General features: G+C 66.5%; 18 protein-coding genes. 14 read left to right on the forward strand and 4 right to left on the reverse strand.

Translation table 11 applies throughout. The features are described 5' to 3' along the window. The first annotated feature begins 154 nt into the window (after positions 1–154). Positions 155–2,929, forward strand: a complete 2,775-nt coding sequence (locus tag Van01_RS27200; RefSeq protein ID WP_204013427.1) for an NACHT domain-containing protein — start codon at positions 155–157, stop codon at positions 2,927–2,929. Here Van01_RS27200 and Van01_RS27205 read toward each other — a convergent pair. Beyond that, a complete protein-coding gene (locus Van01_RS27205; RefSeq protein WP_204013429.1) occupies positions 2,901–3,251 on the reverse strand; it encodes a hypothetical protein in 351 nt (116 codons plus the stop codon). The genes Van01_RS27200 and Van01_RS27205 overlap by 29 nt on opposite strands. A gap of 71 nt (positions 3,252–3,322) precedes the next feature. Here Van01_RS27205 and Van01_RS27210 point away from each other — a divergent pair, with 71 nt between their 5' ends. Then, the gene (locus Van01_RS27210; protein ID WP_204013432.1) at positions 3,323–4,369 is read left to right on the forward strand and encodes a DUF4238 domain-containing protein; all 1,047 of its coding nucleotides are present in this window, start codon (positions 3,323–3,325) and stop codon (positions 4,367–4,369) included. 198 nt (positions 4,370–4,567) lie between these two features. Here the strand turns inward: Van01_RS27210 and Van01_RS27215 are convergent, their stop codons facing one another. Next, positions 4,568–4,903, reverse strand: a complete 336-nt coding sequence (locus tag Van01_RS27215) for a hypothetical protein (RefSeq protein WP_204013436.1) — start codon at positions 4,901–4,903, stop codon at positions 4,568–4,570. A gap of 192 nt (positions 4,904–5,095) precedes the next feature. Next, positions 5,096–5,479, reverse strand: coding sequence for a hypothetical protein (locus tag Van01_RS27220; RefSeq protein ID WP_204013439.1), 384 nt, complete (start codon positions 5,477–5,479; stop codon positions 5,096–5,098). Positions 5,480–6,218: 739 nt separating this feature from the next. On the opposite strand from Van01_RS27220, the gene Van01_RS27225 reads away from it, so the two are divergent. The 12 genes from Van01_RS27225 to Van01_RS27280 are packed head-to-tail and all read left to right on the forward strand — an operon-like array spanning position 6,219 to position 17,224. Then, on the forward strand, positions 6,219–6,614 hold the full coding sequence (locus tag Van01_RS27225) for a hypothetical protein (protein ID WP_204013442.1): 396 nt from the start codon (positions 6,219–6,221) through the stop codon (positions 6,612–6,614). Further along, positions 6,608–7,531: a hypothetical protein gene (locus Van01_RS27230; RefSeq protein ID WP_204013445.1), complete on the forward strand. Its 924-nt coding sequence runs from the start codon at positions 6,608–6,610 to the stop codon at positions 7,529–7,531. Before Van01_RS27225 ends, Van01_RS27230 begins: the two co-directional genes overlap by 7 nt. Continuing rightward, positions 7,528–8,208 carry an SAF domain-containing protein gene (locus Van01_RS27235; protein WP_204013448.1) on the forward strand — a complete coding sequence of 227 codons (681 nt, stop codon included), beginning with the start codon at positions 7,528–7,530 and terminating at the stop codon, positions 8,206–8,208. Before Van01_RS27230 ends, Van01_RS27235 begins: the two co-directional genes overlap by 4 nt. A 5-nt stretch (positions 8,209–8,213) precedes the next feature. Continuing rightward, positions 8,214–9,020: a CpaE/TadZ family protein gene (locus Van01_RS27240; RefSeq protein WP_204013450.1), complete on the forward strand. Its 807-nt coding sequence runs from the start codon at positions 8,214–8,216 to the stop codon at positions 9,018–9,020. After that, positions 9,013–10,503, forward strand: a complete 1,491-nt coding sequence (locus Van01_RS27245; protein ID WP_204013453.1) for a TadA family conjugal transfer-associated ATPase — start codon at positions 9,013–9,015, stop codon at positions 10,501–10,503. Before Van01_RS27240 ends, Van01_RS27245 begins: the two co-directional genes overlap by 8 nt. Further along, complete coding sequence (locus Van01_RS27250; RefSeq protein WP_204013457.1) at positions 10,500–11,402, forward strand: type II secretion system F family protein; 903 nt, start codon at positions 10,500–10,502, stop codon at positions 11,400–11,402. Before Van01_RS27245 ends, Van01_RS27250 begins: the two co-directional genes overlap by 4 nt. Next, positions 11,399–12,253, forward strand: coding sequence for a type II secretion system F family protein (locus tag Van01_RS27255; protein ID WP_204013460.1), 855 nt, complete (start codon positions 11,399–11,401; stop codon positions 12,251–12,253). The genes Van01_RS27250 and Van01_RS27255 overlap by 4 nt, the downstream gene beginning before the upstream one ends. A 28-nt stretch (positions 12,254–12,281) precedes the next feature. Further along, positions 12,282–12,485 carry a hypothetical protein gene (locus Van01_RS27260; protein ID WP_204013463.1) on the forward strand — a complete coding sequence of 68 codons (204 nt, stop codon included), beginning with the start codon at positions 12,282–12,284 and terminating at the stop codon, positions 12,483–12,485. Positions 12,486–12,487: 2 nt separating this feature from the next. Further along, the gene (locus tag Van01_RS27265) at positions 12,488–12,934 is read left to right on the forward strand and encodes a TadE/TadG family type IV pilus assembly protein (protein ID WP_275410403.1); all 447 of its coding nucleotides are present in this window, start codon (positions 12,488–12,490) and stop codon (positions 12,932–12,934) included. Then, the gene (locus Van01_RS27270; protein ID WP_204013469.1) at positions 12,931–13,368 is read left to right on the forward strand and encodes a TadE/TadG family type IV pilus assembly protein; all 438 of its coding nucleotides are present in this window, start codon (positions 12,931–12,933) and stop codon (positions 13,366–13,368) included. The genes Van01_RS27265 and Van01_RS27270 overlap by 4 nt, the downstream gene beginning before the upstream one ends. Before the next feature lie 47 nt (positions 13,369–13,415). Beyond that, positions 13,416–13,793 (forward strand): TadE/TadG family type IV pilus assembly protein, encoded by a 378-nt coding sequence (locus tag Van01_RS27275; RefSeq protein ID WP_204013472.1) that lies wholly within the window; start codon positions 13,416–13,418, stop codon positions 13,791–13,793. A gap of 20 nt (positions 13,794–13,813) precedes the next feature. Next, entirely contained in the window at positions 13,814–17,224 is a 3,411-nt protein-coding gene (locus Van01_RS27280) for a LysM peptidoglycan-binding domain-containing protein (protein WP_204013475.1), read from the forward strand. Between the two features lie 59 nt (positions 17,225–17,283). Here Van01_RS27280 and Van01_RS27285 read toward each other — a convergent pair. After that, the coding region (locus Van01_RS27285) for a hypothetical protein (RefSeq protein WP_204013479.1) at positions 17,284–18,080 on the reverse strand (797 nt) is incomplete at its 5' end.

Consider the following 18,080-nt stretch of genomic DNA (forward strand, 5'->3'; position numbering starts at 1 on the left):
CCGACGCATGACCCGCCGAAGGCCGGCACTCGGCAAGTCATGATCGGCAGCCACTAGTCATCGCATGCTGCCACTGTATCGGTCGCTAGCGGAGCGCCGAGTCGGTGCGTGCCCGGGGGACGGGCGCGGGCCGTGGTCCGGAAGAATGGGGGCCGTGACGAAGCGTTCCGTCGCGTCGGGCAAGCCGATCGAGCACCGTGTGCCCACGCCTGGCACCGTTCGGCAGCTCTACGGCACTGCGTTCGCGTGCGCGAAGCCTGGATGCAGTGCGGAGCTGTACACACTGAACGTGGACACCGGTCAACATGTCCTCAACAGCCGTGTGGCCCACATTCACGCGCGCAGCGAAGGCGGCCCTCGCTGGGACCCAGCCATGAGCGAAGCTGACAACCGCGGTGTCGGCAATCTCCTCCTGCTGTGCCTTTCTCATGCGTGGGAGATTGATCAGGTCCCGGACGAGTACCCCGCGGAGATGCTGCGATCCTGGAAGCAGGACCAGCTGGCCGCCTCTGAACGCGCGCACCGTAGTTGGCAGATCAGCGATGAAGAGGCCCGCGAGGTGGTCGCACCCTTTGACCTCGACGCCGTCATCGAGAAGATCAGCGCAGTCGTGCCGTTCAACCCACGGATGCGCAGCCGGATCGAGACGTGGCAACTGGCTATCCGGCGAGGCCACGCCATGCGAGTCTCCCGGTTGACACCGCTCGTGCCGATGGAGCGGCGGCCGGCGGTACTCGCGTGGATGGTGGCGAGCCAAGAACCGCTCGTTGAGGTCCCAGTGGGGCAGGTCCGCGTTCTGGTGGGCCGGCTTGGTGCCGGCAAGTCGGAACACGCACTGCGCTGGTGGGGGCAGGCTCTCCAGGTGGCGGCCAACGACCCGGACACCGAGATTCCGCTGTTTCTTCCCGCTCGGCACATCACTGCCAGCTTGGAATTGGCGATCGCCAACGAGCTCGGCGGGGACCCCTCCGGCCGCTGCCAGGTGGTCATCGATGACCTGGACAGTGTCCCGTTGCAGGAAGCAGCCCGTCTCCTCGCCGAGGCTCGCCAACTCGTCCACACGTGGCCCGAGGTCAGCGTGCTGGCGACCGCACGGCCGGGGATCCCCGTGCCCGACGAGGAGAAGATCCTTATCCAGCCGTGGCCGGCCCAGCGTGGCGCCGAGCTGGCGAGGTTGGCGCTCGGTGACGATATCCCCCGGCAGCTGTGGAACACCGAAACGGCTGACCTGCTCACCAGTCCGCTGACGGCTCTTGGCCTGGCGGCCCGACTACACGCTGGCCGCGACGTCGAGGTATCCCGGGCTCAACTCCTGGCTGAACTCGCGACGATGGTGATCGACGCGAAGAGCCACGAGTTTGCTGATGACACGTGGCAGGACCTAGCCCGGTTAGCCGTTCGGATCCTTGGACAGTCGCAGCCAGTTACCTGGGCCTCGTTCGGGTCGTTGCCCCGCGTCCGTCGCCTCACCGCAACGGGCCTCGTTGTCGGCGACCACACGGAGCTGACTTTCGCGTTGCCGGTCTTCGAGCAATACTTCGGATCCGAAGCCCTCCGGATGGGCCTGGTTGACCTGGAAACGATCGCGGCGGCCAGTTCGTTTCCGCGGTGGCGGTACGCGCTCGCCTTCGCCGTGTCCACCGCCATTGAACAGAGTCAAGAACGTCTCTTCGTCGGCCTTGCGACGGTCAATCCGGCGGCAGCATTCTGGGTCCTCGATGAGATCGCCGACGCCGGTGCGGACCGCACCCATGACGGTCCATCTGATGAGGCGATCGCGGCGCTCATCAGTCGTCGCGACCCTACCGGCGAGCTCACCGTCGAGCCCGACCTTGCCATCCGTGCAGGGCAGTGGCTGCGCGGCGCGGAACAGGCCCTGTTAACCGGACTCGGGCCCCTGGCTGAGTCATTGGCACGACACCGCGACGGTCGCCTCGTTCAGTGGGGCACCTGGTTACAGAACGGCTATCTGACGCTCGCTCGCTCGCGCGACCAGTTGCCGCCGCCGGACGTCGTCAAACTTCCCGAAATGTTCCCCAGCCTCGGCCGATGGCACCGCGTCGAGGGGTTTCGCTTTCCGACCTCTGACTTTGGTCGCTGGCTGCGCGCCCAGGCCGCGCTGCAAGAACAACTCCAGAACGCGATCAGGAGACGGACCCTGCCCGTTCCCCGCACCTCATGGCTGGCCCGGGAACGGCTTTACCTACTCGCCGAGTTCGTCTACAACTTCAGCGCCACACGCCGGCGCCGTACCATCGACCTCGCCGAACTGCGCGACACCGTCACCGAGTGGATGGAGCGGGTGAACCAGTCGGTGTGGGCGACGTGGCAAGGCACAGGCCGCTCCGTCGACTCGGACGACATCCGGTGGCTCGCCGCTCAACTGGTCATGGAGGACGGCGACAGGCTCCTGCCGCCCTGGCCCGAAGGCGATCAATCCACGACAGGCAGGTGGAGTTGGCAGACGTACTCACCGGAACTGACCTTGACCCTGGCGACGGACATCGTGCGACAAGCCCTGATCGGCTACCGGCAGCTGGTCGAAACCTCGTTCCCTGCCTTCGGTGACGCCTTGGGGCTCTACAGCATGCTGCCCGTACGAGTCGAAGGACTCCTCCGGCGCCCCGTCAATACCGAGAACGCGTACACGATCGACATGATCGTCAGCCTGGACCCCGACCGCGATGCGCAGCGATCGGACGTGCCGTCCGTCGACCTGCGACTCGTACCCGACGAAGGTCATGTGTTCTGGACCTTTATCCAGGAACGCCGCAGCACAGCTCGGACGACGTTCGGCCAGAGCCCGCTCCAGAACGTAGACCTGCCCCTGGGCCACACATGTTCGGCGACCAGCCTGGCGTACCGATGGCTAGTTTACGATCTTGCCGGAGTCGGCTGGCTCAAGGATCACCACGGTCTCCTCGATTGAAGCTGGTCGTCTCCCGTAGCTTGTCGCGAGGCTGCCGAAGGGCGAACCTCTCGCAGGAACCCTGCAAGACATCGTTCGAATTGTCGTTCGCGATGAGGAGTCGATGCAAATCATCGGCAAAGCTCGCATCGCTCGCAACTTTCTTGCGCATGAAGGCATGGCGGTTGACCCAGTTTGGGATCTTCTCCTGCAGGACATCGCGGAGCGGGCAAGTCTTCTTCGGGCAGCGGCTGGTGATCTCGTTGGCGGTGACCACCTGACGTGCCGCATGCGCGTTTCGCGGAGGGGGTAACCGTCGTAGTGCGACGCCGACGTCGAGCATGTGGTGAAGGTGTACCTGAAACGTTAGAAACCTGAGTTTTCCCAACATGATGTTCCGCCTAGAATGTTGCTATGCAGCGGACGCCACAAGAATGGATGAACCCCGCTTTGCCACTTCCACCGGCGGCGCTCAGCGCACGCGAGCTCGACGAGCTCATGCGGGCGGTAGAAGACCGCGATGAGCCGCTGGTCTCCGACCAGCATGTGGTCTCTCAAGTCGTCCTGCGCGAGTTCTCCGAGAGAGACAAGAACGGCGGCGCGAGCCTTGCGGCCTACAACCTTGAGTTCAAGTCGCGGAAGGTACTCGGCACTCGCGGATGCGGAAAGATTAAGGATTGGATGCCTGTAGCGTCTTCTTCTATCGAGAAGCTGTGGCAGAAGACGGAGACACATCTCGCAAAGGCGTTGCGCTCTTTAAAGGATGGGAGCATCTTCGGAGACGACGTCTCGGCCAGCATCCTGCGAGATGCAGTGGCGCTTCACTACGTAAGAAGTGTCCACATGCGCTCTCTCGCTCAAAATGCCGCGTCCGAGGCTTATATCGGCCAATTTCCGGGAATAATTCAAAAGTACCAGCGCAGGCTCGCGTTAGAGTTCTTTCGGCGTCACGGGCGCCTTCCATCCTCGACGGAGGAGTATCAGCAAACGGTGGAGTGTATCGTGCGAGACCGTCAGCAGGAGATGGTCGAGTCCTTGTTCCGGGTGAAGGCCGAGGAAGCTTTTCGTCGCGTCCAGCGCATCTTCTCGCAAATCACGTTCGAGATCATCGCAGCACCGAAATCCAAGGAATTCCTGATCGCGGATGCTCCGGTTTGCGGAACCAGTCCTCATGGTCGACGGCACGAAACGGGGCCGCACAACGGGCTCGGCCTCTACGCCGCACGTGAGTGGACGATGCCGCTCACGCCGAAATACGCAATTCGACTGCCGTCACAAGAGGCAGTCTACTCGAAGGCGAACAATAAGAAGATAGACAAAATAAACGCTGCTCAGGTGCGCAACTCGTACCGTCATGTCTATTTTCGGCCTCCTGGGAACGCCCTGGTCGAGTTCGTTCTGCAGAGCGCGGATGAGTGGAGGAAGCCGCCCGCCGTTGGGCCCCTTCGCCTATTTGACTGAGCGACTCAAATTAGCTATTCACGGAAGGCATGAGCGCAACCGGAGAGTCCGGCTGGTGAACGTTCGTGGTCAGCGCACTGGCGATCATCGTCGCCATCCAAGGGCCCAGTAGCGCGGCACGATCTCGCTGGCGAACATTCTTGAGTTAAGCTCCGGCTCGTTTGTCCAATGGGCCGGGGCTGTCGCAGCCGAGGCACCTTACTGGTCCGTCTCCCGCTCTGCCTGATCCCCAGTCCAGTCACGCAAGACCTTGCCCAGTGCGGCGGCTTTCTTTCTGCGGTTGTGGCCCTCGGGCGTCAGTTTGAGCAGGCGATGTCCGTCGTTGCCTGGGACGACCTCTGCCAACCCGCCGGCTTCCAGGCGTCGGACGGTGCGGGTTAGCTCCCCGTCGGCGATCCGCGAACCCGTCCACTCGCTGATGGCAGTTCCTAGCTCCCCGTAGCGCATGGGGCGCTCGCCGAGGCAGGCTACGGCGGCGACGACATGCTGATACTGGACCAGTTCGCGAATCTCGATGAGGTCGACAAACTCCACTGCACCATCCCTCGCCCCCCGTCGCCCCGAGCAGTGCTGCTTACTCCAGGTGTCGGGCATCTGACATTGCGCATGCCATGTCATCGGGGTACGGCGGTGCTGTCAAGGGTTTAGGCCATGCTTGGCAGCAAAGAAGGACTGCACTTGTCGGGGTATGCACCCAAATGGCCTGGAAAGAAAGTTACCCGTGCGTCACCACGTCGAGGCTCGATCCGTGGCCGGCTTCGACGGCTCTATCTGGGCCCGCCCATGGTCGCCGTGGCGATCAACGAACCACTCGCCAATGTCGTAGCCGGATCCCACCACTTCGTCTACCAGGTCGCAGACCTGGACACCCTTGGCCGTGAGAGTCAAATGCCGTACGCCGGACGCGGGTGGGCCCTCCACGCAGTGCACCGTCCCGTTGGCAGTCAACACCTCGACGGCGTGCCGCACGATCTCGTCATCGCTGGGAACCGTGAGGCAGTCGTCGGCCTTGGTGCTGTCTCTGACAGCTCTTAAGAGATCAACGATCAGCGGCGTCGCGAAGAACTCGACGGCGTGTCGTAGATCATCGCGCCCCTCGGCGACGTCCATTCGATCCATCCAGAGCTAGGTATTGGTGAGGGTGCATGCCGCGCTGGCGTCAGTGTGGACCTCGATTCGTCAGGCGACAAGTGGTCACCTTGCCTCATGTGCGCGACCTGCGTTGCCCGGGGCCTCGTGCTTGACCGGCGGTGTGCAGCAAGCCTCGCCTCCGCTCCCTTCGGTGCGTACCCCGGTGAGCGTTCTCCTGTGTGCGAACACGTTGGTCGTGCCCGGAGGTGCGTACATAACGGTGCGTAGCGGGACGGTTCCAAGATGAGGTAGGACCTAACGGGTGCCTACGCCGTCGGGGGGGAGGTGACGTGGTGGCCAGCAGCCTGTTTTGGCCGGTTCCTTGGCTGTCGTTCTGCGACCACACCGGGACAACGTCCCGTTCATCGCGCCGCGAGCCGCGCCCGCATCGGCGATATCGATGCGCGGTCGCTGATCGGGGCATCGGCAGTGCCGTAACTCCGGTGAGATCCTGCCGTAGGGCGGGACAGCCACGGCCCGGTCGTCCTGCCCTAACGCCGCCAACCGGCGGCTACACGAGGCAGGAGGCACTCAGGTGATCGCACGACGACGGCACCGACTCACCATCGCGGCAGCGGTGGCGGTGACGGCTGCTCTGTTGGCCGGCTGTAGCGAAGAGCCCGGCACCGAACCCGGTACGGCGCCATCGCCGACTTCGGCGCCGTCAACGGCTGCGCCTCAGGCTGACACGGCTGAACAAGAGGCGCGTGCCAGCGCGTTGGCGGCTTACGACAACTACCGCAAGGCATATGTCGCCGCCGCCGCTGCCGACGACCCCGATGGCGACGAGTTGGCCAAGTACACGGCCGATCCGTTGCTGCGCCAACTCAAGTACGAGCTGATCCAGAAGCGTGACCAGGGGCTGACCACGAAGGGTCAACCGAGTTGGAACGCACAGGTCATCAAGGTCAACGTCGACAGTCGACCCTTTACCGCCACTATCGAGGACTGTTTCGACGGCACCAACTGGCAGACCGTCTACAAGTCGAACGGTAAGCCTGCTGGTGTCCCGGGACAGGCGAAGCGGTACATCGTCACCGCCGAGGCCGCTCTGTACGACGACGGTCGTTGGCTCATTCGGGAATCCACCGCCCAGCGGGAGCGACCATGTTGAGACGCATCGCGGTCGGTCTGATCGGCCTGGTGATGCTGGCAGGCGGCCTGGTGCTCGTCGGTTCGCCTGCCTACGCGGACTACGTCTATTGCCCGCCCGACGGTGGCGACTGCTACATCGTGGTGGAGACGCCGGGCGGGCCGGCGAGCCCTGGTGATTCCGGTGGTGGTAGCGGCGGCGGCTCATCCAAGACCTGCGAGAGGGAGCCGTGGCCCGGCTGCTACAAGCCTGGCCTCGGCTGGTACAACCCGGAGGACGAGTGCTTCTGGGAGTTGGCTGATCCGCAGCCGCCGGCAGGTGATCCCATCTGGCAGGGCCACGCACCAGGTGACGGCCGCATCTACCTTGCGGCCTGTGGCTGGCCCGGCCTCACCGGCTTCACGCCGTTCTGGAGGGCCGCACCGCCACCCGGCTTCGGTGGCCTGCCCACCCCGGCGGAGCTGGCAGCCCAGGCGGTGAACCAGCTCCCGATCCGGGGTCCGGACATCGGCATCGCCCCCGACGACTCGCCCGGCAGCGCGGGGCTGGTGGGCCTACCGGTCTGGCTGTGGACGCCCGCCTCCGCGGAGACGTGGGGGCCCGCCAGCGCCACCGCTTCCGTACCGGGGCTGTCGGTCACCGCGACGGCGCGTGCCGAGAAGATCACCTGGAGCATGGGCGACGGCAACCGCGTGACCTGCGACAACCCCGGCACCGCCTACAAAGCGTCCTTCGGCCGGGCCACGTCGCCGACATGCGGATACCACCAGGGTTACCGCCAGCCGAGCAGCACCCGGCCCGGAGGCCGCTACACCGTCGAAGGCACCACCACCTGGCAGGTGACCTGGGCCGGCGGTGGCCAAACCGGAGCGCTCACCGTCACACGCACATCATCGACAACGATCGCGATCGAGGAGTTGCAGGTGGTTACACGATGACGACCGCGACGGAGCCTTCCGCCCGGGGCACGACGTCTCCGGTCGCCGCCTCGATCACCGTACCTCGGGTGGCGCCGCAACGACGGTGGCGTCCCGCCCTGGTCTGGCTCGCCGTGGCCCTGATCGCAGCGGGGGGACTCATCGCCTGGCGAGTCCTTCTTACCGTCGGCGCCACGGGCGAGTACCTGGCGGTAGTGCGGCCTGTCGCGATGGGCGAGGTCATCACGGAGGCGCACCTCACCACGGTCCGGATCACCGTTGACCCGGCGCTCAAGCCGATCCCCGCAGACCAGCCCGACCAGGCCGTGGGACGGCATGCCGCCGTCGGTCTGGTACCCGGCACGTTGCTGGCTGCCGATCAGCTCACCGAGCAGGCGTACCCCGGGCCGGGACAGCAGCTCGTCGGCATCAGCCTGGCGCAGAACCGGCTACCCCACGAGCGTCTTGCCCCGGGCGCCTCGGTCCTGCTGGTGATTACTACCGACGACAACGGGACGCAGCAGCAGCCGGCCGCCGGGCCGCCAGTGAACATCCCGGCCACCGTTACCGATGTGGCCGATGGCAGCAAGGACGGGACGATGCTCGTCAACGTCACCGTGGCCGACCGCGACGGGCCTCTCGTCGCGGCCCGTGCCGCCGCTGGTCGGATTGCCGTTGTCCTGATCCCCGGAGATTGACGATCATGGCAGTGATTGCGATGGTGTCGGCCAAGGGGTCACCGGGGGTGAGCACTCTCGCGCTCGCCTGCACCCTCTCGTGGTCCCGTCCCACCTTGCTCGCCGAATGCGATCCGGCCGGCGGGGACATCCTCGCCGGCTACCTATCGGGCCTGGAGATCCCACCCAGAGGGCTGCTGCCCCTGGCCGTCGCCGACCTGCGGGGGCGGGTACGCGAGGAGTTCCCGAGCCAACTGATCGACCTCGACTCGGGTAATCCCGGCCGTCGGCTCGTCCTGCCCGGCATCACCGATCCGGTCCAGGCCGGCACCCTGCGCCCGACGTGGGAGCGGCTGACCAGCTTCTTCGCCGACCTCGAATATCAGGGCCGGGGTGTGGACGTTATCGCCGACTGCGGCCGGCTGACGACGTCGACCGCGCCGTGGCCGCTGCTGCATCGCGCCGACCTGATCCTGCTCGTCCTGCGCCCGTTGACTCTACGCACGATCTCTCCGGTTCTACCGGCGATCGCGCACCTACGCCGCGAGCTGACGGAACACGGCCGCGATCCCAGCGCGATAGCTTTGGTGACGATTGGCGAGGGCGCCTACGCCAGCCGGGACCTTGAACAGCGGCTTCAACTCCCGATTCTGGCCAGCGTGCCCGATGACCCGCGTACCGCGACGGTGCTCAGCGACGGCGGCCGGCTACGACGCAACCCCGAACTGCTGCGGGCCGCCGCGTCGATCGAGCCGGTCGCCAGCCGCGCCATCGCGGCGCGCCGCGCCCGGCTCTCCGCTACGGCCTCCCAGAGCGAGGTGAGTCGTGCCTGATCGGCAGCACCTCAACGGCGCCGGCTGGCAGTCGCCCGCCACGACGGCGAACGGTGCGCGCCCGCCAGCATCCAGGCCGCCCACCCCGACTCTGGAGGAACCCGCTTCCTCGGCGTCGATCGACTACACGGTTGTGCGGCAACTGCGCCGCAGGATCTCGGAGCAGCTCACCGCGGTCCTGCGCGAGACGCCGAACGTGTCGCACGAGCACCGCCAGGCGGAGGGGGAGCGGATCGCGGCGCGGGTGGTCCGCGAACACGTCGACGCCCTCGGGCAAGCCGGCCAGCCGGTATCCCTGCGGCAGGAAACCGAACTGCTCGACGCGGTCGCCGCGGACCTGTTCGGTCTGGGCCGTCTTCAGAGCCTGCTCGACCGTCGAGACATCGTGAACGTGCACATCGTCGGCTGCGACAACGTTCGGATCGAACACATCGACGGGCACATCAGCAGCGGGCCGCCGGTGGCCGACAGCGATGACGAACTGGTCAGCATGTGCCAGGTGCTCGCGATGCGCGCCGGGGCTACCGAGCGATCGCTGTCGGCCAGCAAGCCGTGGCTCGACATGCAGCTTCCCGACGGCAGCCGGCTTACCGTCATCTACCAGGTCGCGGTCCGACCGTACGTCGTCATCCGCAAGCACACCCTGATTGACGTCACGCTGGAGGATCTCCGCGACAAGTACGGGGCGATCGACGCCCTGCTGTACGACTTTTTGACGGCTGCCGTCGACGCCGGCCTCAACATCATGATCGCCGGCCTGGCGGACGCGGGAAAGACCACCATGCTGCGCGGGCTGTCCGCCCGGATCCCGGAGGATGAGCAGTACATCACCCTCGAAGAGAGCCGGGAGCTGGGCACCCACCGCAAACGGCGGTGGGTGATGAGCCTCGAAGCCCGCGAAGGACACGGCGCCCGCGCCGCCGATGGGCGACCTGCCGGGGAAGTGACCATCTCCGACATGATCCCGATCACGCTGCGGCTGTCGGTGCAGCGGATCATCGTCGGTGAAGTCCGGTCCCGCGAGATCGTGCCGATGCTCCAGGCCATGTCCACCAGCCGCGGATCGATGTGCACCATCCACGCCCGCAATGCGCGCTCGGTCATCGACCGCATCATCGAACTGGCGCTGCAACACGGCCCGGAGATGACCGCCGACCTCGCCCGGCGCATGGCGGCCGGCGCCATCGACCTGATCGTCTACATCACCGTCGAGGACGAGACCCGTCTCGGTGGCCGCAAGCACCGCCATGTCTCGGAGGTGGTCGAGGTCGGCGGCATGCACGACGACCGCATGGTCACGACAACGATCTTCGGACCCGGACCAGACGGGCGCGCCGTGCCCCGCCACCTTCCCGACCGGCTACGCGACCAGCTCGTCCGTGTCGGCTACGACCCACGGGTGCTCACCGGCTACATCCAGCTCGGCGACTCCAACCACGGCACCTGGACAACGCCGCTGCTCAGCCTCACGAGGCGGGCATGATCCTGGACCTGATCGCCATCCTCGCCGGGCTGCTCGCCATCGGCGGTGTCGTGGTCGGCATTGTCGGCGTGGTCGGCACCACCCGCCCGCCCCGGCCGCCGTCCGCGCTTGCCGTGCGTCTTCTCGAGCTGTGGACCGGCGCCGGCCGTACACGCCGTGAACAACGCGCCCACCAATACAAGATCGTGGCGGGAGTCGGTGGCGGCGCGATCGCATGGCTGCTGTCCGGATGGCCCGCAGCCGGGCTCATCGTCGGGGTAGCGGTACCCGGCATCCCGTGGCTGTTCTCGGCCGCCAGCATCGAGCAGAAGGCACTTAGCCGGTTGAAGGGCGTCGAGTTCTGGACCCGGCGGCTGGCCGACATCGTCGGCCAGGGCATCGGACTCCAGCAGGCGATCGTCGCCACCGCCGCCACCGCACCCCGCGCCATTGAGCAGGAAGTGCGGGACCTCGCCGCTCGGATACAGGCCAACGTCGAGCCCGCCACCGCGCTGCAACAGTTCGCCGACGAGGTCGACGACTACACGTGCGACCAGGTCATCGCACCGCTGATGCTGCACCTCAAGGACCGGGGCCAAGGGCTCCACGAGGTGCTCGCCGCGATCTCCCGCTCAATCGCCGCCGAGATCGACATGCGGGCCACCATCGACGCGAAACGTGCCGGCCCACGTTTCGCGGTGCGTTTCCTATCCGGGATGACGCTCGCGCTGATCATCTACGGCGCTTTCAACCCGGACTACCTACGCCCTTACAGCACACCACTCGGGCAGCTCGTCCTCCTCGGACTCGCCGGGCTGTACGTGTTCCTCATGGTCCTCGTCCGGCGGTTGAGCCTGCCGCCACCCCGACCACGCCTGCTACCGCCCACCGGCGCCCCCCAGACGGCGGCCCTGGCATGAGCGGCACGCAGATCGCCATGCTCCTCGCAGGAGGCATGCTCGGCCTTGGCGTGTTCCTGCTGCTGATGCAGGCGATACCCGCAGCGCCCGCCCTCGGACCGGCCCTGCGCCGACTCCATCCGGTAGCCGGCGTAACCCCACCACCGCCCATGGTCGGCTGGCTCCGCCGCTACACCCAGGTTCCACACACCGACCTGCGTCTCCTGGGCCGCACCCCAGAGCAGTATTATTTGACGCTCGGCCTGTCCGCGCTGCTCGCGCTCGCCTTCCCGGCCCTGCTCACCCTTGCGGTCATCGTTCTGCGGATCTCCATTCCGCCCGTCATTCCCGCAGGCGGGGCCGTCCTTGCCTCGCTCGGCGCTGCCTGGCTCGCCCACCGCGAGGTCTTGACCAAGGCCGCCGCAGCCCGCAACGAGTTCCGCCGGGCGATGTGCACCTACCTTGATCTGGCTGCACACCAGGTCATCGCTGGGCACGGCCCGGTGGAATCCCTCGATCGTGCCGCCTCGATCTGCCAGGGCTGGGTCTTCGCCCGCACCAGAGATGCGCTGTTGAACGCACAACTGCAACTCTCACCACCGTGGGACCAGCTCAAAGCCCTCTCCCGGGACATCGAGGTCATCGAACTCGGCGATCTCGCCGACATCATGAGGACCGCAGGCTCCGACGGCGCCGACGTGTACGACACGTTGCGGGCACGCGCGGACTCCCTCCGCGACCAACTCCGGACGGAAGCGCTCGCTGAGGCGGAACTTCGCACCAGCAAGCTGGACGTTCCCGCCGCCGCCCTGATCTTCATCGTTCTCGTCCTCGTCATCTATCCATTCATGACCCAACTGTTTCAGCACTAACAGGGCAATCGAAACGAAAGGAAACGACATGAAGCAGGGACGTCGACTGCTCGTCGTACTGACACAGCGCTGGCAGGACATCATCGACCCGCAGCAGCGCGAGCGCGGCGACAGCCCTATCTCCACCGCCATCATCACCGCGATCATCGCTGGGCTGGCCGTCACCATCGCCGGCCTCATCGTCGCTGCCGCCAATGGCTGGGTCGCCCTGATTCCCCAGGCAGGGGAGTGACCATGGCCCTGTCATCGGGAGCCCGACGGCCGCCGAGAGCGCGGTGGCCGGCCCGCTTACGGTGGAGACTCCACTCGGAGCGCGATCGGGGTAGTTCCCCCGTCGAGTTCGCCATCGTCGCCGCCCCGATGCTGCTGCTCGGGTTTGGCGGCTTCCAGGTGGGGATCGTCTACTACGCCAACTCGATCGCCCTGGCAGCCGCCACCCAGGGCGTCAACGTCGAACGCGGCTACAACGCCCCACCCGGCAGCGGCGCCGACCACGCGAACAACTTCCTCGCCAGCGCCGGAACGGGCCTGTCAAACTCCCATGTCAGCGTCACCCGTACCGCGACGGATGTCCGCGTGACCGTCACCGGAAACTCCATCTCCCTACTACCCGGGATGACCTTTTCGATCAGCCGCACCGCCCACGGCAGCATCGAACGCGTCACCGACCCCGCACCATGATCCGCGCACCAGCTCCGCCCTCCGACCGCGGCTCGGCATCCGTCGAGCTGGCCGTGGTCGCCCCCGCCGTTCTCGCGCTCATCGCCGCGCTGTTCATCGGGGGCCGGGTGAACCTGGCCCGCCAGTCCATCGAAGCCGCCGCGTTCGATGCCGCCCGCGCGGCATCGCTGGCCCGCGACGCCAGCACCGCCCAGTCACAGGCGACCGGCGCCGCGACCTCGACCCTCGACGCACAAGGACTGAGCTGTAGCAGCCTCACCGTCACCATCAACACCCAGGGTTTCAGCGTGCCGGTCGGCGAACCCGCCACCGTCACCGCGACGCTGACCTGCCACGCCACCTTCACCGACATCGCCCTGCCTGGCATGCCCGGCAGCGCACCCCTGACGGCCTCCTTCACCAGCCCGCTCGACCAATACCGGAGCAGAGGATGACCCGCACGGTACGCACCAGGCTCCACGACGACCACGGCCGAGTCACCGTGTACTTCGCCATCCTTGCGCCCGCGTTCCTCGCCATGCTCGGTCTCGTCGTCGACGGCGGCGCCAAGGTACGAGCTCTCCAGCGAGCCGACAACATCGCGTCCGAAACCGCTCGCACCGCCGGCCAAGCCATCAACGCTGGCCAGGCCATAACCGGCGGATCCAAAGAGGTTGACCCTGCGCTCGCCGCAGAAGCCGCCCAGGCGTACCTCGCCGGCCTCGACGGAGTCACCGGCTCCGTGACGGTAGCGCCCGACCGCCAGAACCTCACCGCCACTGTGTCACTGACCTGGGACCCACTCCTGCTCGACCTCTTCGGCGCCCTCGGGAGCACGACCGTGACCGGAACAGCAACCGTCACCCTCGTGGCCCAATAGCAGCAAACAAGGAGCAATCCGTGGCACCAACCGCACCGATGGCGAAGAACCGCCGCCCCAGCCAGATCCTCACCGGGCTCGGCGCGCTGGCCGCCATGCTGCTTATCGTCGCCCTGCCCCTACTCCTGCTGTGGGCGGCAGGCAACCCGCTCCCCGACCTTGCTGCCTGGGCGACGCAAACATGGAACGACCCAGGTGCGAGCCTCCACCAACTCTGGCAAGCGGTCACGACCAGGGACGACGGCTCCCTGTTCATCCACGCCCTCACCCTCCTTGGGTGGATCGCCATCGCGCTCGCAGGCTGGGGCTGGCTCAGCTTTCTGGTCGCCCTCACCGTCGAGATCCCCACCCAAATCCGCAGTCGCCGCACCGGTGGCATCCCACCTCAGCCCCGACGACTCCCCGGCATGCGCCTGCAACAGCGCGCCGCAGCGTTTCTTGTCGCCGCCGCTATCGGCGTCTTCGCCGCCCCGGCGCTGTCGTCGGCGTCAGTGTCGACCGCCCCGGGACCAGCCCCGACCGCCATCACCGCCAACCACAGCGCCGAGGATGCCCGCACCTCAACCAGCACCCGCGAGCATTCACAGCCCACCCACGGGTACGTCGACCACCGCGTCGGCCGAGGCGAGAGTCTGCTCGACATCGCAGACCGCTACAACGTGCCCTGGAAGCGCATCGCCGAGGCGACCTACGGCATCGACCAGCCCGACGGTCGGCAACTACAGCCAGGCAGCACCCGCGTGTACCCGGAGTGGACGGTGCGAGTGCCGGTGTCCGGCACCGGTCAGCTTTTCCACAAGGCTTCGACCCAGGGTGCGGCCGAGGCAGCCACCAGCGAACACGTCTACACGGTCGTCCGCAACGACTGGCTGTACTACGTCGCCGAGCGGTTCCTCGGTAATGGCGACCGATACCCCGAGATCGCCGAACTCAACCCCGACCTCAAGGCCAAAGATTCACGGTTCCCCGACCACATCGTCCGCGGCCAACAGATCCGACTTCCCTCCGACGCACACGACCGCGGAGTTCGCGATCACGCCCGAGGACGTCTCGCCAGCGACACCCCCATCCCGCAACAGCCCGCCCCCTCAACCGACCTGGAAGCACCCGCCCCGCAGCCCATCCCCGAGCCGTCAGCCACAGCATCAGAGCAACCGGCAACACCAGAGCCCTCGTCACCCGCCCCTGCACCACCGGCTGAGCTGGGCACGGATCACAGCACCACCGAGAACCCGGAAGCCGGCGCCCATGACCGCCCCTCAACAGATGAAGACGACGACAGCAACGCCATCGTCACGGTCACCGCATTGACCAGCGCCTCCCTCGTGGCCGCACTCGTTCTGACCACCGTCCGTCGGCTCCGTCGCCAGCAGCGTCAACACCGCCGACCAGGGCGACGCCTACCGCACCCCCGAAACGGCGCCATCGAGAAGACCCTCCTCGTCGCGGAACAACCCGCCGACGTCGACCGACTCGACACCGCACTGCGCAGCCTCACGCAGACCCTCTCAGACCGGGATCCCGCGGAACTTCCCGACGTCACCGCCGCCGCGATCCATGACGGCACCATCAACCTGATCCTTGCGCACCCTGAGCCCCATCCACCGGCGCCCTGGACGGCGGACGGCACCCACTGGACCCTGCCCACCGACGCCAGCCTCACCGCCGCCGAGGGACAGCTCGCCCCGCTTCCGATACTCGTCGCCGTTGGCTCGGAGCCAGGCCGCCACCTCATGCTCGACCTCGAACGTCTTGGAAGCCTCACCATCGGCGGCGATGCCGAACGCGCCCTCGCCCTTCTCCGATACATCGCCAGCGAAGCGGCCTGCAACAGGTGGAGCGATGACGTCGAAGTCATCCTGGCCGGATTCCCCGTAGACCAAGCAGAGCAACTGATCGCGCTCAACCCTGATCGCATCCGAGCCGTCAGCAACATAGCGGAAACAACCGCACGGCTACGGCGCCGAGCAGTGGCAATCACCAGTGCCCTCCGCCACGCCGATGTGAGCGACACCCTGCACGGCCGCATTGCCGATGTCGGCGATGCGTGGGCTCCGCAACTCCTGCTCGTCGCCGACACCGACGAGCAGGCGAGGGACGGCCTCGCTGAACTCGGCAACGACCTCGACAACCGCGGCCGGTGCGCGGTCGCGGTCGTCACCATCGCGAAGCCGGGCCAGAGCATCGGGCCTAACAACATCACGGTCGACAGCGACGCCACACTGCACGTCGCGCTGCCCTTCCTCCAGACCACCGCCATCGCAGCCGGACTGCCCGCAGCCGAGCTGGAACCGCTCGCTGAGATCATGCGCCAAGCCCGAGCCGCCCTCGACGAGCCCACCCCGGTGGCAGCCGAGACCGAATCTTGGGCGACGGACACCGATGCCGCCGGCGGTCTTCTTCCATTCGCCGAGGACCTACCCGACCCGGACGATGAGAAGGCGCAGCGCTCCACCTCCGCAGAGCCCGAACGCCGACCGAGTTCGATTCTGCACATTCCGCATCAGCCGCTCGCCGCCGGGCTAGCAACCACTGCCACCCAACGAGCCGTCACCGCAGCCGCCCGCCAGCGCCGCAAGCAGGCCGACCCCAGGCTCGACGCAGACCTTGACGCCTGGCAGCAACATGATCGCACCCGACCCCGCGTCGGAATCCTCGGCCCAGTCACCGTCGATGCCCCGGGCGCCGTACCCGATCAACGCCGCCGATTCCACGGGGAACTCATCGTCTACCTTGCCCAACGAGGAGCCCGCGGCGCCACGAGAGAACAACTCACCGAAGCCATGTGGCCAGACCAGCAAGTCAAAGACACGTCCCGCCGCGTGGCTATCACCCGTGCCCGTCGATGGCTCGGCGAGACACCAGACGGCAGCCCGTGGCTACCGGAGATGGGCCCGGACCGCGTCTACCGCCTCGAAGAGGGCTATCTACTCGACTGGCATCTGTTCAAGCGGCTCCGCAGTCGCGGCGAAGCTCACGGCCCAGCCGGGATCCGAGACCTACGGGCAGCCCTCGACCTGGTCCGTGGCGTACCGCTCGACGGCGCCGACCGTGCCTATGCGGCAGGAGCCAGAAACCCATACACATGGCTCGCCGAATCCGACATCTACCCCGGACACATCACCTCCGCCATCGTGGACACCGCCCACCGGCTCGCGACCATGTACCTGGACGCCAGCGACACAACGAACGCCCGCTGGGCCGTTCAACAAGCTTGGGCAGCCGATCCCCACAGAGGCGACGACGGGCCGTGGCACGACCTCATGCGCGCCGCCTACATCGAGGGGCACTCCGCCGAACTTCGCAACCTACTCGGCGAACTCATGAGCGCACGCGAGGCCGAAGTACCCGAAGATCTAGCTCCAGACACGTACGCATGGCTACTGCACCTTTTGCCAGATGTCCTCGGGGTGAACGCGCCTGTTGGATGAGAAAGCAACTTCTCGGACCCGACCAACGACTTGGACTGTCCACGCACCGACGTGGTGGCCTATTTGAGGTGACCAAGTAACACATCGGAGTCGATCTCACCCAGGAGGGCCAGCGCGACAGCCATGAACGTGGCCGCCATTCCGGTCACTGCGGCTAGGACGGCGGCGGTTCGCTGTGTGCTGTCGGTCAGCCTCGTCATGGCCACTGCGAGGCGGCCGGGCGGCTTGACGAATGTCTCGACGCCGGGCTTCCCGTCTTCGTCGAACGCCTGGACTCGGGAGGCGAGTTCGCACAACAACGATGTGCGGTTCGGCTCTACGAGCAGTTCCAGCACCATGCGTAGTGTCTCTCGCACGTCACCGGGGAGCGTGGGATCGCACGATTGAGGGCTTTGCAGGTGGCGGCGGATCGACGTGCTGACGGCACGGAGCACGGTCGCCGCAGGGTGCGGTGCGAACCCTGGTGATTGTCGACGGTCCCAAAGCATTGCAGTTTGATCGAGTAGCACAGCGATCTCGACAAGCTGGCTGCGGTGGGCGTCGGCCAGCGTGCTGAGGGTTTCCGGAAGCTCCAGCGGGTCGTCCTCCTCTTGCTCGTGGGGCGGTGCCAGCACCTGACAGATCTCCACCGACAACTGCCATCCGGCAAGGCGACGGCGCAGACGAGAGGCAGCGATATGCGCCGGGATGAACAACGGCGTCAACGCCAGGACGACGACGATGATGCCAAGAAGCGGCGGAAGCGACGTGTCGGCCTCTGACGGCTGGGCGGTGAAAGTCTTTAGGTCGGCCAGCACCGCAAACAGGACCAGGACGGGATATATGCCAGCGAGCAACTCACCGGTATCCACCGCCC

Source organism: Micromonospora andamanensis (genome assembly GCF_016863495.1).
GTDB classification, from domain to species: Bacteria; Actinomycetota; Actinomycetes; order Mycobacteriales; family Micromonosporaceae; genus Micromonospora; species Micromonospora andamanensis.

What these genes read in the sequence shown, in the direction of transcription:
- Van01_RS27210 (WP_204013432.1), top strand. Translation starts at nt 3,323, where the DNA reads ATGCAGCGGACGCCACAAGAATGGATGAACCCCGCTTTGCCACTTCCA.
- Van01_RS27240 (WP_204013450.1), top strand. Translation starts at nt 8,214, where the DNA reads ATGGCAGTGATTGCGATGGTGTCGGCCAAGGGGTCACCGGGGGTGAGC.
- Van01_RS27270 (WP_204013469.1), top strand. Translation starts at nt 12,931, where the DNA reads ATGATCCGCGCACCAGCTCCGCCCTCCGACCGCGGCTCGGCATCCGTC.
- Van01_RS27255 (WP_204013460.1), top strand. Translation starts at nt 11,399, where the DNA reads ATGAGCGGCACGCAGATCGCCATGCTCCTCGCAGGAGGCATGCTCGGC.
- Van01_RS27220 (WP_204013439.1), bottom strand. Translation starts at nt 5,479, where the DNA reads ATGGACGTCGCCGAGGGGCGCGATGATCTACGACACGCCGTCGAGTTC.
- Van01_RS27250 (WP_204013457.1), top strand. Translation starts at nt 10,500, where the DNA reads ATGATCCTGGACCTGATCGCCATCCTCGCCGGGCTGCTCGCCATCGGC.
- Van01_RS27205 (WP_204013429.1), bottom strand. Translation starts at nt 3,251, where the DNA reads ATGCTCGACGTCGGCGTCGCACTACGACGGTTACCCCCTCCGCGAAAC.
- Van01_RS27235 (WP_204013448.1), top strand. Translation starts at nt 7,528, where the DNA reads ATGACGACCGCGACGGAGCCTTCCGCCCGGGGCACGACGTCTCCGGTC.
- Van01_RS27230 (WP_204013445.1), top strand. Translation starts at nt 6,608, where the DNA reads ATGTTGAGACGCATCGCGGTCGGTCTGATCGGCCTGGTGATGCTGGCA.
- Van01_RS27265 (WP_275410403.1), top strand. Translation starts at nt 12,488, where the DNA reads ATGGCCCTGTCATCGGGAGCCCGACGGCCGCCGAGAGCGCGGTGGCCG.
- Van01_RS27260 (WP_204013463.1), top strand. Translation starts at nt 12,282, where the DNA reads ATGAAGCAGGGACGTCGACTGCTCGTCGTACTGACACAGCGCTGGCAG.